The 14,229-nt window shown below is 67.9% G+C and carries 16 protein-coding genes and 1 rRNA gene; 10 read left to right on the plus strand and 7 right to left on the minus strand.

Annotated elements, in window-relative coordinates; all coding sequences use genetic code 11:
* Positions 1-102, plus strand: a 5S ribosomal RNA gene (gene rrf / locus ACTWQN_RS31190); the annotation flags it as partial.
* A 125-nt stretch (positions 103-227) separates the two neighbouring features.
* Here the strand turns inward: rrf and ACTWQN_RS31195 are convergent.
* Positions 228-989: a TrmH family RNA methyltransferase gene (locus ACTWQN_RS31195; RefSeq protein WP_443207202.1), complete on the minus strand. Its 762-nt coding sequence runs from the start codon at positions 987-989 to the stop codon at positions 228-230.
* Positions 990-1,073: 84 nt separating this feature from the next.
* Between ACTWQN_RS31195 and ACTWQN_RS31200 the strand changes: the two genes are divergently transcribed.
* Together ACTWQN_RS31200 and ACTWQN_RS31205 are read left to right on the plus strand one after the other, a co-directional pair.
* Positions 1,074-2,510, plus strand: coding sequence for a WS/DGAT/MGAT family O-acyltransferase (locus ACTWQN_RS31200; RefSeq protein ID WP_443207203.1), 1,437 nt, complete (start codon positions 1,074-1,076; stop codon positions 2,508-2,510).
* Positions 2,507-3,010, plus strand: a complete 504-nt coding sequence (locus ACTWQN_RS31205; protein WP_443207204.1) for a DUF6912 family protein — start codon at positions 2,507-2,509, stop codon at positions 3,008-3,010. The genes ACTWQN_RS31200 and ACTWQN_RS31205 overlap by 4 nt, the downstream gene beginning before the upstream one ends.
* Before the next feature lie 184 nt (positions 3,011-3,194).
* Here ACTWQN_RS31205 and ACTWQN_RS31210 read toward each other — a convergent pair whose 3' ends face one another.
* The 4 genes from ACTWQN_RS31210 to aroA all read right to left on the minus strand — a co-directional run bounded on the left by ACTWQN_RS31210 (position 3,195) and on the right by aroA (position 7,370).
* Positions 3,195-4,061, minus strand: coding sequence for an SCO4651 family lipoprotein (locus ACTWQN_RS31210; protein ID WP_443207205.1), 867 nt, complete (start codon positions 4,059-4,061; stop codon positions 3,195-3,197).
* A 406-nt stretch (positions 4,062-4,467) separates the two neighbouring features.
* Positions 4,468-4,899: a PPOX class F420-dependent oxidoreductase gene (locus ACTWQN_RS31215; protein ID WP_443207206.1), complete on the minus strand. Its 432-nt coding sequence runs from the start codon at positions 4,897-4,899 to the stop codon at positions 4,468-4,470.
* A 175-nt stretch (positions 4,900-5,074) separates the two neighbouring features.
* A complete protein-coding gene (gene rsgA, locus ACTWQN_RS31220) occupies positions 5,075-6,082 on the minus strand; it encodes a ribosome small subunit-dependent GTPase A (protein ID WP_443207207.1) in 1,008 nt (335 codons plus the stop codon).
* Positions 6,083-6,101: 19 nt separating this feature from the next.
* Positions 6,102-7,370, minus strand: coding sequence for a 3-phosphoshikimate 1-carboxyvinyltransferase (gene aroA, locus ACTWQN_RS31225; RefSeq protein WP_443207208.1), 1,269 nt, complete (start codon positions 7,368-7,370; stop codon positions 6,102-6,104).
* 141 nt (positions 7,371-7,511) lie between these two features.
* On the opposite strand from aroA, the gene ACTWQN_RS31230 reads away from it, so the two are divergent.
* Genes ACTWQN_RS31230 through ACTWQN_RS31240 form a run of 3 tightly spaced genes read left to right on the plus strand, consistent with a single transcriptional unit; the run spans position 7,512 to position 9,643 of the window.
* A complete protein-coding gene (locus ACTWQN_RS31230) occupies positions 7,512-8,276 on the plus strand; it encodes an SOS response-associated peptidase (RefSeq protein ID WP_443207209.1) in 765 nt (254 codons plus the stop codon).
* 42 nt (positions 8,277-8,318) lie between these two features.
* Complete coding sequence (locus ACTWQN_RS31235) at positions 8,319-9,035, plus strand: SOS response-associated peptidase (RefSeq protein ID WP_443207210.1); 717 nt, start codon at positions 8,319-8,321, stop codon at positions 9,033-9,035.
* Positions 9,032-9,643: an alpha/beta hydrolase family protein gene (locus ACTWQN_RS31240; protein ID WP_443207211.1), complete on the plus strand. Its 612-nt coding sequence runs from the start codon at positions 9,032-9,034 to the stop codon at positions 9,641-9,643. Before ACTWQN_RS31235 ends, ACTWQN_RS31240 begins: the two co-directional genes overlap by 4 nt.
* 651 nt (positions 9,644-10,294) lie before the next feature.
* Here ACTWQN_RS31240 and ybaK read toward each other — a convergent pair.
* Positions 10,295-10,771 carry a Cys-tRNA(Pro) deacylase gene (gene ybaK, locus ACTWQN_RS31245; protein WP_443207212.1) on the minus strand — a complete coding sequence of 159 codons (477 nt, stop codon included), beginning with the start codon at positions 10,769-10,771 and terminating at the stop codon, positions 10,295-10,297.
* A 227-nt stretch (positions 10,772-10,998) separates the two neighbouring features.
* Between ybaK and ACTWQN_RS31250 the strand changes: the two genes are divergently transcribed.
* Positions 10,999-11,703 (plus strand): sigma-70 family RNA polymerase sigma factor, encoded by a 705-nt coding sequence (locus ACTWQN_RS31250; RefSeq protein WP_443207213.1) that lies wholly within the window; start codon positions 10,999-11,001, stop codon positions 11,701-11,703.
* The gene (gene rsrA, locus ACTWQN_RS31255) at positions 11,700-12,032 is read left to right on the plus strand and encodes a mycothiol system anti-sigma-R factor (RefSeq protein ID WP_443207214.1); all 333 of its coding nucleotides are present in this window, start codon (positions 11,700-11,702) and stop codon (positions 12,030-12,032) included. Before ACTWQN_RS31250 ends, rsrA begins: the two co-directional genes overlap by 4 nt.
* A 75-nt stretch (positions 12,033-12,107) precedes the next feature.
* On the opposite strand, the gene ACTWQN_RS31260 is transcribed toward rsrA, so the two are convergent.
* Positions 12,108-12,185, minus strand: a complete 78-nt coding sequence (locus tag ACTWQN_RS31260; RefSeq protein ID WP_143061296.1) for a 50S ribosomal protein bL37 — start codon at positions 12,183-12,185, stop codon at positions 12,108-12,110.
* 182 nt (positions 12,186-12,367) lie between these two features.
* Here ACTWQN_RS31260 and ACTWQN_RS31265 point away from each other — a divergent pair, with 182 nt between their 5' ends.
* Positions 12,368-12,583 (plus strand): biotin/lipoyl-binding carrier protein, encoded by a 216-nt coding sequence (locus ACTWQN_RS31265; protein ID WP_443207215.1) that lies wholly within the window; start codon positions 12,368-12,370, stop codon positions 12,581-12,583.
* 31 nt (positions 12,584-12,614) lie between these two features.
* On the plus strand, positions 12,615-14,108 hold the full coding sequence (locus tag ACTWQN_RS31270; protein ID WP_443207216.1) for a histidine kinase N-terminal domain-containing protein: 1,494 nt from the start codon (positions 12,615-12,617) through the stop codon (positions 14,106-14,108).
* Positions 14,109-14,229 lie beyond the last annotated feature (121 nt).

The raw sequence follows: 14,229 nt of genomic DNA on the forward strand, positions 1-14,229 counted from the left end.
GGGGAGGGTACGCCCGGTCCCATTCCGAACCCGGTAGCTAAGTTCCCCAGCGCTGATGGTACTGCACTCGACAGGGTGTGGGAGAGTAAGGCACCACCGACACACAACACAAAAAGGAGGGGCTTCCTGTTCCGGCAACGGAACAAGAAGCCCCCCTTTTGCTTGCATTTAAGATCGAGAATTTCCGAAAATTTAGAATAGGCGGGCCAGATCGGCCCGCCTATCTCTCAGGCCAGTTTGCGTCGAAGCAGTTCGAAGCACAGCACCGCTGCGGCGCTGGCGACGTTGAGCGACTCCACGCCGCCTGCCATCGGAATGGACAGCGGCTGCGCGATGTGGGCCTGGACGTCTTCGGAAAGCCCTGCGGTCTCGCTGCCGAGGACGAACACCGCGCGCGACCCGAAGTCCGCGTCGAAGATGCTCTCCGCGGCATCGGCATCCAACGCGAACAACGGATAACCCGCTTCGCTCAGCATTTCCGCAGCTTCACCTGCGGTCCTGGTCCGCAGCACCGGGGCGTGGAACGCCACCCCCGCCGAGGCTTTGATGACCAGCGGATCGAGGCTGGCAACGCCGCGATGCGGCACGACGATGCCATCGATTCCCGCCGCCGTTGCGGTGCGCAGGATCATGCCGACGTTCGCAGGTGTCGTCAGACCGTCGAGCAGCAGCACGGTGTGGGGTGCGTGTGCGGGGTCTGCCAGAGCGTCCGCGAGCGGGCGCATCTTGCGCGCAACCACGTCGGCCAGCACGCCTTGGTCGTGCCGTCCGTTCCCGGCCAGCATCTTCACCCGGTGCGCGCTGGCTCGTTGGACCCGCACGGCGCGGTCCGCGGCGGCGTCCTTGATCTCGTCGATGATCGGTCCGCGCAGCCCCTCGGCGAGGATCACCTTGTCCACCCGCAGGTCGTAGTCGGCCAATGCCTCCAGCACGGGCTTTCGACCGTAGATGGTGACGAATCGATCTTTCGGGGAGGCTTCGCTGGTCACGCTGTCAAGTGTCACATGTGCCGCCCAGCGCGCCTCGACTGGAATGCCTCGGGATCGTGCGGGTTGTGTGCCAGGATCGCGGTCATGTCCGACCGTCTTTCCGCAGCCGACGCTTCCTTCCTGTACCTGGAGGACTACACGACGCCGATGCACGTCGGCGGCGTCGCGGTGTTCCGGCGCCCGCGCACCGGGTTCGACTACGACAAGGTGCTGGCGTTGATCGACCGTCGGCTGGGCTTGGTGCCGCGCTACCGGCAGCGGGTGATGCAGGTGCCCGGAAAGCTGGCCCGCCCGGTGTGGGTGGACGATCAGGATTTCGACATCACCTACCACGTGCGCCGGTCGGCGCTGCCCAAGCCCGGCAACGATGACCAGCTGCACGACCTGGCAGCCCGGCTGATGTCGCGCAAGCTCGACCACACCCGGCCGCTGTGGGAGATCTACCTGGTCGAGGGGTTGTCCAAGAACCGCGTCGCGGTGATTACCAAGACGCACCAGGCGATGGTGGACGGCACAGGGGCGATCGACATCGGGCAGGTGATCCTGGATGTGAAGCGCGATTGCGACGTCCCGGATGCCGACGACCTGTGGATGCCGCGCCCGGCACCGAGCTTGGCGGAGCTGGTGGTGGAGGCGATGACCGACGCTGTGCAACGGCCGGGTGAGGTGATGGAGAACGTTCGGGCGGCGGTGGTGGACGCGACGGTGACGGTGCAGAAGTTCTCCCGGGCGCTCGGCGGTGTCGCGTCGGTGCTGCGCACCGCGGTGGTTCCGGCGCCTAGCGGGCCGCTGAACGCGCCGACCTCGACGCAACGCCGTTTCGCGGTCGCGCGGGCCAAGCTCGACGATCTCCGCGCCGTCCGGCGGGCGCACGGCAGCACGGTCAACGATGTGGTGCTGGCCGTGGTGACCGGCGCGCTGCGGAACTGGCTGCTGTCCCGGGGTGAGGTGGTGACGCCGTCGACGACCGTGCGCGCGATGGTGCCGGTATCGGTTCGCTCCGATGACGCGGAGGCGCGGGCGACCTATCCGGAGACCGGCAGCCTGCCGGTCGGCTCGGTCGGCAACAAGGTGTCGGCATATCTGGTGGACCTGCCGGTTGGCGAAGGAAACCCCACGGTCCGGCTGCACCAGGTCAGCCACGCGATGCGCGCGCACGCGGAGTCGGGTCAGTCGGTGGCGGCAGGTGCCCTGGTCAAGGTGTCCGGGTTCGCGCCGCCGACCCTGCACGCATTGGGCGCGCGGGTCGCCAACCAGTTCTCCGATCGGCTGTTCAACGTGCTGGTGACCAATGTGCCCGGACCGCAGGTGCCGTTGTACGCGGCGGGAGCGAGGATGATGGAGATGTTCCCGGTGGTGCCGTTGGCCAAGAACCAGTCGTTGTCGGTCGGCGTGACCTCCTACGACGGCGGCGTGTACTTCGGGTTGAACGCAGATCGGGATGCGATGCCCGATGTGGACGTGTTGGCGGCGATGATCGGAGAAGCAGTGGACGAGATGATCGGGACGGTCGACGCATGAGGGTTTACCTGCCCGCCACGGTGCCGATGCTGAGGCAACTGGTGGATGACAAGCAGCTGCAGCCGTTGGGCGGGACCGCGTTCGCGTTGACCCCTTCGCTACGCGAGTCCTATGCCAGCGGCGACACCGAAGAGCTGGAGTACGCGGCGATGCGGGAGGCCACCCGCGCGTCGCTGCGGCTGATCGCCGGTGACCTCGGTGCTGGTGAGAAGGTGGAGCTTCGGCGGGTGGTGATCTCCGTCGATGTCGACGACGTGACGCTGCGGCCGGATCTTGATCATGCGGTGGTGAAGGTGTCCGGACCGGTGCAGTGGCAGCAGGTCGCGGCGGTGCACGTGGATACCACGGACGCCGAGGAGGCGGTGCGCGCGGCGTCCGAAGTCATCGATGCAGCCGATCTCGGCGACCCGGATGCCGACTTCACCCTCGGCGAAGCCGAAGACCACGAACTGGCCTGGTACGCACCGCAGGAAGTCCCGTTCTTACTGGAACTGATGTAGCGAACCACGTACCACCGCCCCCGACGCTGGCCGGTCCTCGAACTCCCCCACACGCCACACCGAGCAGCACCCCGTTCTCCGGCCGGGTGAAGGGTGAAGGGCACCTTTCGCCAAGTAACTTGGTAAAAGGTGCCCTTCACCTCGCCCTCATCGTGTGAACCTGCGTGGCGGTTGCGAGCCGCGGTCAGGGTGGTGGCTGTTGGGCTTTTGGTGCGGCGTCGTGGAAAACGCCGATCTGTCCGATCGGCGGGACGCGGATCTCGACGGGAGCTCCCCAATCGCGATAGGTCGAGGTCAACGACACGTGTCCGGCCTGACCGATTTCCTGGCTGGCGGCGAACCGTGCGGGCAGGCCGGATTCGTCCAGCCACAGCTGGTAACCGATTTCCGGCGCACCGGAGTTGGCGACCTGGCGGAATCGGGTCCGCTGCTGCGGGTCTGTGGCCATGGCGGCGGCCTGCGCGGTGATGATCCGCAACTCGTAACGGGTGGTCGGCCTGCCATCGACGGTGTCGGGTGCGCTGACCTGGATGCGGGTGGCTGGCTCGATTCCGGTGAAAGCGGCACGCGGGTCGATTGCCTCGTACAACTGGTCCAATGTGGGACTTAGGAATCTGGAACCGAAATCCGTGCCGTCGGGCGCGATCCTGAGCCAGGGCTTGTCCGGTTCCGGGCGCGCCAACGGGGTCTTCAGGTAGCCGATGCGGTCCACGATAGACAGTTCCAGGCGCTGCGGCGGCTGGTTCCTGGTGGCCCGGGTGCGGCCGTCGAACGCGAGATCGGCCTGCGGTCCCTGGTAGCGGACGACGCCTTCCGCCGTCAGCTCACCGACCAGGCCGAGACTTCCGCGCACACTGGTCCGCACGCTGCCCCGCTCGCTGATCTTGTCGATGACCTGCGACAACATGTCATCGGCTGCGGGGCGCGGATCGGGGCGGGCGGCCATCAGCGCACTGGGTCGCGGAGGCCCTTCGGCGCTGCAAGCGCCTAGCGCGGTGAGCAGGGCGAGACCGGCGGACAACACCGCAGTCCTGATGTGGGCTCGTGGCATGGGGGGCGAGCTCCTCGGGCCGGGGCGGCACTGTGCTCGTGCGGTTGCCCGCACATCGGTCCGCATGCCCGAGAAAAGCGAGCCGTGCCGACCTCCGAGACACGCTAGCAACGATGTCCGGAGACCACAGGGGACGATCGCGGCCCGTTCGAGGGAAACGAGTCTCTCGGGCCGCAGCCCAGTTTGTCGCACGCAGCCGCTGACCTTCGCGCAGCTCGCGCTCGCGGGCAGCAACCGCGACGTTGGTAATCGCGTTGCGGTCGCTGCTCCGCCGGACAGTGCTCGTGAGTGGAAATCCCGGTTCTGGAACAACTACTCACGAGCCCCAGTGCCACACACGCCAATCCGCCCGATCTCTTACCCACTCGCCTGGCACGGATCTGGACATGCGGGCTTCGGAGCGCGGTCAGCGGATCTTGGCGCCGTACACGTGGTCGACCGCCATCGCCATCAGGACCCTGCGGTCGGACACCATCACCGACCGGTACTCGTCCCAGTCCGGGTGTTCCCCGGCGGCGCGGCGGTAATAGCCGACCAGTGCTTCGACCTCGGGACCGTTCGGGTCGGTTCCTGGCCCGGTGAGCGTCACCGTCCCCTCGGCGGTGGCCCAAGACCAGCCCTCGGGGCTGGTGACTTCCAGTGCGGCTCGCGGGTCCCGACGCAGATTCGCCGTCTTGGCTCGTCCCTCGGTCATCGAAACGTAGATGACGCCAGCTTCCTGGTCGTAGAAGGGCATGACGGGGGAAAGCTGTGGGCGGCCGTCCGACTTGATCGTTGCGAGGACACCGAGCCGACTTTCCGCGAGCAGTGTGCGCGGGTTGAATGATGTGTCTGTCATGTCCGGATCCAAGTCGCGACCGGGTGCTGACTATTCCCCGCGATCCGACGCGGCCGATGCGAACCGGAGGCCGGTTTCAAAGCCTTGCTCGGTTCGCGCGTCACATCGTGTCGAGGTCGCCTGTGGCGTACAGGGGCCGCAAGCTGGGGGCTTGCCGGGTGCTGCGCAGCGCCGTTCAGACCTCGTCTAGGCCAGCGCGCGAGCGCAGCAGTCGGCGCAGCGACACGAGCTGTTCGACGCTGCCACCGTCGGTCGCGTAGGTGTCCAAGTGGCAGTCGGGATCGTCGGAACCGCCCAGATGTCCGCAGTTCGACGGGCATTCCTCCGCCGCCTCGGCGAACCCCTCGAACGCGGCGATCACGTCGTCCGCGGTGACGTGCGCCAGACCGAACGACCGGATCCCCGGGGTGTCCACCACCCAACCCCGGCCGGGCAGCGGGAGGGCGACCGCCGAGGTCGAGGTGTGCCTGCCCTTGCCGACCCCGCTGACTTCACCGGTGGCCCGCTCGGCGGCGGGCACCAGCCGGTTGACCAACGTGGACTTTCCCACCCCGGAATGCCCCACCAGCGCGGAAACCCGGTCGGTGAGCAGCGCGCGCAACTCATCCGGTTCGGCATCCGGCCTGGTGATGGTGATGGGCATGTCCAAAGAGGAGTACGTGTCGATCCATTCGCCGGGATCGGCGAGATCGGCTTTGGTCAGGCACAGCACCGGGGTCAGCCCGCCCGCGTAGGCCGCGACCAGGCAGCGGTCGATGAAACCCGGGCGCGGCGGTGGATCGGCCAGCGCGGTCACGATGACCAGCTGCTCGGCGTTGGCGACCACCACCCGTTCGTACGGATCGGTGTCGTCGGCGGTGCGCCGCAGCACGCTGGTGCGATCGGCGACCCGCACGATCCGGGCCAGCGTGTCCTGCTTGCCGGAGATGTCGCCGACCAGGTCGACACGGTCGCCGACCACCACTGGCGAACGGCCGAGCTCGCGCGCCCGCATGGCGGTGACCAGCCGGTCCGGGTTTCCGCCCAACGCGCAGGTCCACCGACCGCGGTCGACCGCGACGACCATCGCCGCCGCGGCATCCGCGTGCTCGGGGCGCTGTTTGCTGCGCGGCCGCGTGCCCCGGCGTCCGGGGCGCACTCGCACATCGGACTCGTCCAGATCCCGCCAGCCGCGCTTGCGCATCAGACCGCCGCCTCCGGACTCACGCCGAACCCTCAAGCATCGCCATCCACATCCCTGGGAAGTCGGGAATCGTCTTGGCGGTCGTCGCGATGTCCTCGACGACCACGCCGGGCACCTTCAGCCCGAGGATCGCACCAGCCGTGGCCATCCGGTGGTCGGCGTAGGAATGCCAGGTCCCGCCGGTCAGCGGTCGGGGCTCGATCAGCAGCCCGTCTTCGGTCTGCTCGACCGCACCACCAAGTTTGTTGAGCTCGTTCTGCAGCGCGGCGAGCCGGTCGGTTTCGTGGCCGCGCAGGTGGGCGACGCCGCGCAATTGCGAGCGGCCGGGTGCGAGCACGGCCAGCGCCGAGACGGTCGGGGTGAGTTCCCCGACGTCGTGCAGGTCGATGTCGATCGGGGTGAGCTCAGCGGGGCCGGTCACGGTCAGGCCCGCGGCGGTGCGCTGCACGTTCGCACCCATCTGACTCAGGATTTCCCGGATGGCGTCGCCTGCTTGCGTGGTCTGCGCTGGCCAGCCCGGCACGGTCACGGTGCCACCGGTCGCCGCCGCAGCGGCCAGGAACGGGGTGGCGTTGGACAGATCGGGTTCGATCTCGAAGTCCAGCGCGCGGATCGGGCCCGGTGCCACTCGCCAGGTGTTCGGTTCCTGATCGTCGACATCGACCCCGGCGGCGCGCAGCATCGACACCGTCATGTCGATGTGCGGCAGCGACGGCACCGGTTTGCCCTGGTGCAGCACCGTGATGCCCTGCTCGAACCGAGGGGCCGAGAGCAGCAGACCGGAAACGAACTGCGACGAGGCGGATGCGTCGATGGTGACCGGACCGCCAGCGAGCTTTCCGGTGCCGCGCACCTCGAAAGGCAGGGCGTTGCCGTCGATGTCGGCTCCCAGCGCGCGCAGCGCGTCGAGCACCGTGCCCAACGGGCGTTGGCGGGCCTGCGGGTCGCCGTCGAAAACGATTCGGCCGACGGCGAGCGCGGCGACCGGCGGCACGAACCGCATCACTGTGCCAGCCAATCCGCAGTCGATCTCGGCCGGTCCGTGCAACGCGGTCGGCGTGACCTGCCACGACCCGTCCGGTCCGTCCTGCACCGCTGCTCCCAGGCGGCGCAGTGCCTCGGCCATGAGCTCGGTGTCCCTGCTGCGCAGCGGGGCACGCAGCGTCGATGGGCCTTCGGCGAGCGTGGCGAGTACCAGAGCCCGGTTGGTGATGGACTTCGAGCCGGGCACCGAGACGGTCGCGTGCACTGCGCCGGAAGCGACGGGAGCAGGCCAGAGCTGGGTCATAAGGCAATGATCCCCCACCCGCTCCGGCTAATTCAGCAGCGGGGGCAATCCGGCCATGCCGCTCGCCTGCGACGATGCGGACTGCCAGGATGAGGTCAACCAATCGTGCAAGTACCGCGAGGCGACGGAGGTCAACCAGGCATGTGCGGCAGGTACGCCTCCACGAAGGATCCCGGCAAGCTCGCGGCGGAGTTCGCCGCGCTGGACGCCACCGGCGGGGCCGCCCCAGGCGCGGACTTCAACGTCGCGCCGACCAAGAGCGTGCTCAGCGTCGTGCAGCGGCACCCCCGCGACGAGGCAGGTGAGCGGGACCTCGATCGAACCGAACGCAGCATCCGGGTGATGCGCTGGGGTCTGGTGCCGATGTGGGCCAAGGACAAGTCCATCGGCAACCGGATGATCAACGCCAAGTCGGAGACCGTGACCACCAAACCGGCCTTCCGCACTTCGATCAAGCGCTACCGGTGCCTGCTGCCCGCCGACGGCTGGTACGAGTGGAAGCGCGACGGCGGCCGCAAGCAACCGTTCTTCATGACCTCCCCGGACGGCTCCAGCCTGGCGATGGCCGGGATCTTCGCCACCTGGCACGATCCCCAGGTCGAGGACGCGCCACCGCTGGTGACCTGCTCGGTGCTGACCACCGACGCGATCGGGCAGCTGACCGACGTGCACGACAGGATGCCGTTGTTGCTGCCGCCGACGGCGTGGGAGCAGTGGCTCGACCCGGATCTCCCGGACGTCGCCGACCTGCTCGGCCCGCCGCCGCGGGAGCTGGTCGACGGCCTGGAGATCCGGCCCGTGTCGACCGCAGTCAACAGCGTCCGCAACAACGGCGCTGAGCTCGTCGAACGCGTGTCGCTCGACGAGCAACCGCAGACGGTAGGTTTGGACCAGGAAGCGACATGAGTCGGTGCCGGACGTGACGCAGGCGAACCGGGGTGAGTTCTGATGTGTGGTCGGTACGCCATCCGACAGGATCCGGCGGCACTGGCCGAGGAATTCGCGGCAACGGACCGCACGGCCGGGGCGGTCGGTGCGGACTTCAACGTGACGCCGACCAAGACGGTGCCGATCATCGTGCAGCGCGGCACCGAACGCAGTTTGCGGCCGGTGCGCTGGGGTCTGGTACCGACCTGGGCGAAGGAAGTCGGCAGCGGCCCGCCGATGATCAACGCGCGGGCCGAGTCGATCACCACCAAACCGGCATTCGCGGATTCGGCGCGGCGCCGACGCTGCCTGATGCCCGCCACCGGCTGGTACGAATGGCAGCCCGGTGACCAGCGGCGGCAACCGTACCTGTGCACCCGAGCCGACGGTGCGAGCCTGGCGATGGCCGCGGTGTTCTCCGCGTGGTGGGCCCCGGATTCCACCGATCAGCCACTGGTGACCTGTGCGGTGGTCACCACCGATGCCGCTGGGGAACTGGCTGGCATCCACCACCGCATGCCGCTGGTGTTATCGGAGCACCGCTGGGCAGACTGGCTCGACCCGCAACGCTGTGAGATCACCGACTTGCTTATGCCCGAACCGGAGGTGCTCGACGAACTGGCGATCCACCCCGTCTCCATCGAGGTGAACAGCATGCGCAACAACCGTCCGGAACTGCTGGAACGGGCCGAGCCGGTGCCCGAACCAGCCGAGCAAGCCGCACTGTTCGAATCATGACCAGGGTCGAGGTCGAGACGCCGCACGGCCCGGCCAGGGCCGAACTGCACTGCGCCGAGGAGGGCCGAGCCGCTTTGTTGCTCGGGCACGGCGCGGGCGGTGGCATTGCCGCACCCGATCTGGTCGCGGTCACCCGTGCCGCGACCGAAAGCGGAGTGCACGTGGCGCTGATCGAACAGCCCTACCGGGTGGCGGGCCGCAAGGCACCCGCCCCGGCCAAGCAGCTCGACGCCGCCTGGCTCGCGATCGTGGAGGACCTCGGCGAACGCTGGTTCACCGATCTGCCGTTGATCTTCGGCGGCAGGTCGTCCGGTGCGCGGGTGGCCTGCCGCACCGCGGAGGCGGGCGCGGCCTCGGCAGTGCTGTGCCTGGCCTTCCCGGTGCATCCACCCGGCAAGCCGGAGAAGTCGAGGCTCGCGGAGCTCGACGGAGTGGAAGCCCCGGTGCTGGTGGTGCAAGGCGACCGGGATGCCTTCGGGCAACCCGAGCCGTCGCACAACCGCGAGGTGGTGCTGGTGCCCGGCGACCACTCGCTGAAGGCGGACGTCGACGCCGTCTTCCGCGCCGCGCAGGAATGGCTCGGCCGGGTCCTCCGCCTCATCGACTAGCCAGCGAACCTGCCGAGAATCGTCTCGGTTGATCCTCAGCGCGTTCATCAATGCCTGGATCGCGCCCGTCCGCCGTGCTTCGAGGACCAGAACGCGCCCGCCTCTCGATTGCCCATCGCACCAAGATCTCTTGAGCCGCTCGTCGACCACAGTCGTTACCGAATCGGCCGGTGGTGCGGCACGGCCACCGTGCATCGCCTTCGGCGACACCTCGACAACCAGCGACGGCCTCGCCCTCCAACGCCCGATGCGAGCAAGGGAACCTTCCTGTCACCGCACGCAGCGAGCCAGGCAGCAAGGGAACCTTCCTGTCAAAACCCAGCCGCATCGTCAGGCAGCACGGAAGCAAGGGAACGTTCCTGTCACTTCCGTGACCGTGCACACGCCGAGCGGTGTGAGCAAGGGAACCTTCCTGTCACCTTGCTACCGCAGCGGTGGGATGGCGCTGAGGCGGGAGGTCGCCTCGGGTTTGTTCTTCCGGCTGTGCCGGGAGCCGAAGCGTCGGGCATCCGATCGACGTGTCCGCCCGAACTTGGGCCGCGCACCGCTTCGCCCCCGAGTCGTCGCTGCCGAGGTCGTCGGTTCGTTCGGGCCGCGGTGCGCCCAGTTGGAAGCAGCGGTCCAGCTGCGTCGTCAGTGGTCGCCGATCGGTCAGCCAGCGATGTCGGCGACGCGGGCGTCGAGCAGGCGTACCAGCTCGTCGGCCGCGAGCTCGATTTCCAGGCCTCGGCGCCCCGCACTGCAATAGATCGTGTCGAATCCGGTCGCCGACGTGTCGATCACCACCGGCAGGCGTTTCTTCTGACCGAGCGGCGAGATCCCGCCCGCGACGTAACCGGTGGCGCGTTCGGCATCGGCGATCTCGGCCATCCTCGCCTTCTTCCCGCCGACGGCTGCCGCGAGCGCTTTGAGATCGAGTTGACCGGTGACCGGGACCACGCCGACGGCGAGTTTTCCGTCGACCTCGGCAACCAGCGTCTTGAAGACCCGCTCCGGCGGCTGCCCGAGAGCCTCGGCCGCTTCCAATCCGTACGAATCGGCCCGCGGATCGTGCTCGTACGCGTGGACCTGGTGCGGGACGCGTCGCTTGCTCAACAGCGCGGTCGCCGGGGTGCCCTTGCCTGCCATACGCGTCACTTTAGAAGGCCGGAATAACTGTCGACGCGGATCGCGTTGGACGGATCGTGACGATGGATATGACGAATACCTGCGTGCTGGCTCCACCCGAGCCTTCGCCGCTGTCACCGCACGGTAATAGCAGGAAGGCAAGGGTATCCTCGAACGTGGACCATGCAAAAGATCGCATGGGTTCGTCGCCTGTTGTTACTTCGTCCAGGCGGCGGGAAAGGAGCCCGGTGCCAAGCACCCCAGAGCACCCGGACACAACCGGGCGGCCCGGCGACGCCGGGCGGGTCAGCACTGCCGACACTGAGCGGCCGACCGACTCCACCGGCGTCGACCGCACCGAGGAGACCGACGAGCAGCGCGCGGCCCGCTTCGAAACGGACGCGATGCCGCTGCTGGACCAGCTCTACGGCGCGGCGTTGCGGATGACCCGCAACGCACAGGATGCCGAGGACCTGGTCCAGGAGACCTATCTCAAGGCGTTCTCCGCGTTCAAGTCGTTCGCGCAGGGCACGAACCTCAAGGCCTGGCTGTACCGGATTCTGACCAACACGTACATCAACGGTTACCGCAAGCGGCAGCGGCAGCCGCAGCAGCAGCCAACCGACGAAATCGCCGACTGGCAGCTCGCGCAGGCCGAGAACCACACCTCCAGCGGCCTGCGATCGGCTGAGGTCGAGGCCTTGGACCGGTTGCCGGATACCGATGTGAAGGCAGCGCTGCAGCAGCTGGCGGAAGAGTTCCGCATGGTGGTCTACCTCGCGGACGTGGAAGGCTTCGCGTACAAGGAGATCGCCGAGATCATGGGCACGCCGATCGGCACGGTTATGTCGAGGCTGCACCGTGGTCGTCGGCAACTGCGTGAGATGCTCACCGACGTCGCCCGTGATCGCGGCTTCTTGCGGGAGACCAGGCGGGAGGTGAGCACTTCATGAACTGCGGTGGGCCGGATGAGGCCTCCTGCGAGGACGTGCTCGCCGAGGTGTGGTTGTTCCTGGACAACGAGTGCGACCAGCAACGGCGCGCTGCCGTGCAACAGCATCTCGACGGTTGCGGGAGCTGCCTGGAACACTTCGGTATCGAAGAGCACATCAAGGCGTTGCTGCACCGCAAGTGCAGCGGTGAGCACGCCCCGACGGAGCTGAAGGATCGGCTCCGGGCCTCGATTCGCGAGGCTGTATTGCGCAAAGCGGACGTGACCGTCGAGCGTGGCCCGGAAGGGACCTCGGTGGAGGTACGGGCGAAACGAGCTTCGGCGGAATGACCGCAGTACGACGAATGGCCCCGGACCGATGTGGTCCGGGGCCATTCGAGTTTTGGACGGCTGGTGCCGCCGCGTTCACGAGCCGTTGGGGCGCTTGCCGTGGTTGGCCTTGTTCTTGCGCCGGTCCTTCTTCTTGCGGCCCCGCTTACCCATGGCCTCTCCCTCAAGTTCAGCTGTTCGACCAGTCCGGCGACGCGAGGTGGGCATCGTGACCACCCGGTCTCCGCTGGGGTTTCGAGCTTCCAGTTTGACATGTCCGCTACCTGCCGCTGATGGGTGGTTCCGGTCGTGGTTTCCTAAGCAGGGGCCTACCGGGTCCGCACGAGGAGGAGAGCATGGCCGAGGAGATCCGCGCCGAGATGGTCGCCAACGTGATGACGGTGTCGGTCACCGAGGGCGACTCGGTCAACGACGGCGACTCGCTGGTGCTGTTGGAATCCATGAAGATGGAGATCCCGGTGCTCAGCGAAGTGGCCGGCACGATCAGCACGGTGGCGGTCAAGCCAGGCGATGTGGTCCAGGAAGGCGATCTGATCGCGGTCGTCGAATGAGCGCGACCGCTGTGACCCCGAGAGGTGGACCTTGTCCACGCTGAGCGATCTGCTCGCCGAGCACACCGGACTATCCGGCACGGCCGCCGACCACCTGCAACTCGTGGTCGCAGAGTGGCAGCTGCTGTCCGACCTGTCCTTCGCCGATTTCCTGCTCTGGGTTCCGATCGGCCCGCAGGATGCGCCGGAGAGCCGCTTCCTGTGCGTGGCGCAGGCGAGGCCCACGACGGCGCCCACGGCTCACCCGGAAGATGTGGTCAGCTCCGAGGTCACCCAGGACGAACACCCGCAGCTGCGCCGCGCCGCGCTGGAAGGCCGGATCTGCCGAGAGGAGGACCCGCGCTGGCACCTGGGGGTCCCGGTGCGGCGCGAGACCATTCCGGTTCGGCTGGGAGACGAGATCGTCGCGGTGCTCAGCAGGGACACCAACCTCGCCGTGCCTCGGGTGCCGAGCCCGCTGGAGATCTCCTACCTGGGCAGTGCTGCCGATCTGTGCCAGATGGTCGCCGACGGTTCCTTCCCGACACCGGAGCCGGCGCCTGATGTGCACACCAGTCCGCGGGCCGGTGACGGACTGATCCGCCTGGACAGCTCCGGGACGGTGGTGTTCGCCAGCCCCAACGCGCTGTCGGCCTACCACCGGATGGGGCATGCGGCGGACCTGGTCGGGGCGCAGCTGGCGCCGCTGACCCGGTCGCTGCTCAACGACCCGTTCGACGCAGACGAGGTCGCGCAACGCACCCGGCGGGCGTTGAGCGGTCAACCCAGCATGCGCATCGAAGCCGAGGCCCGCGGCGCGACCGTGCTGTTCCGGGCGCTGCCGCTGCGGCCACGCGGGCAGGCGGCGGGTGCGTTGGTGCTGGTGCGCGACGTCACCGAGGTCAAGCGCCGGGATCGTGCGTTGCTGTCGAAGGACGCGACGATCCGCGAGATCCATCACCGGGTGAAGAACAACCTGCAAACGGTGGCCGCGCTGCTGCGGTTGCAGGCACGGCGCACCGGGAACAACGAGGCGCGGCTCGCATTGGACGAGTCGGTTCGCCGCGTGACGTCGATCGCGTTGGTGCACGAGACGCTGTCGATGTCGGTGGACGAGCGGGTGGACCTGGACGACGTGGTCGACCGCGTGATCCCGATGATGAGCGATGTCGCTGCCGCGGAGACCGGCGTGAAGGTACGCCGCGAGGGACGGTTCGGGGTGGTGTCGGCCGAGCTGGCCACGCCGTTGGTGATGGTGCTAACCGAGCTGGTGCAGAATGCGTTCGAACACGCCTTCCCGGAAGGGCAAGGCGGTGAAGTGGTTGTGCAGGCGGAGCGTTCGGCGCGTTGGCTGGACGTCGTCATCTCCGATGACGGTCGCGGCCTGCCGAAGGGATTCTCCCTCGAACGCGCCGAACGCCTCGGCCTGCAGATCGTGCGGACCCTCGTGGAATCAGAACTCCGAGGATCGTTGAGCTTGCGCGGTCGCGGTCGGCAACGCGGGACCGAGGCGGTGTTGCGGGTGCCTCTGAAGTACCGGCGCTGACATCGGCCCGTTGGTCGGGCGCCGCACTGGTGCGTCGATCTAGTGGTGACACGCCGGTCGGGTGGCGTGCCGCGGCCGATCGGGTCGGAAATCCCGGGGCCGTCAGCTCATCGAAGTCGAG

It is taken from the genome of Saccharopolyspora antiqui, from assembly GCF_052246905.1.
GTDB lineage: Bacteria > Actinomycetota > Actinomycetes > Mycobacteriales > Pseudonocardiaceae > Saccharopolyspora.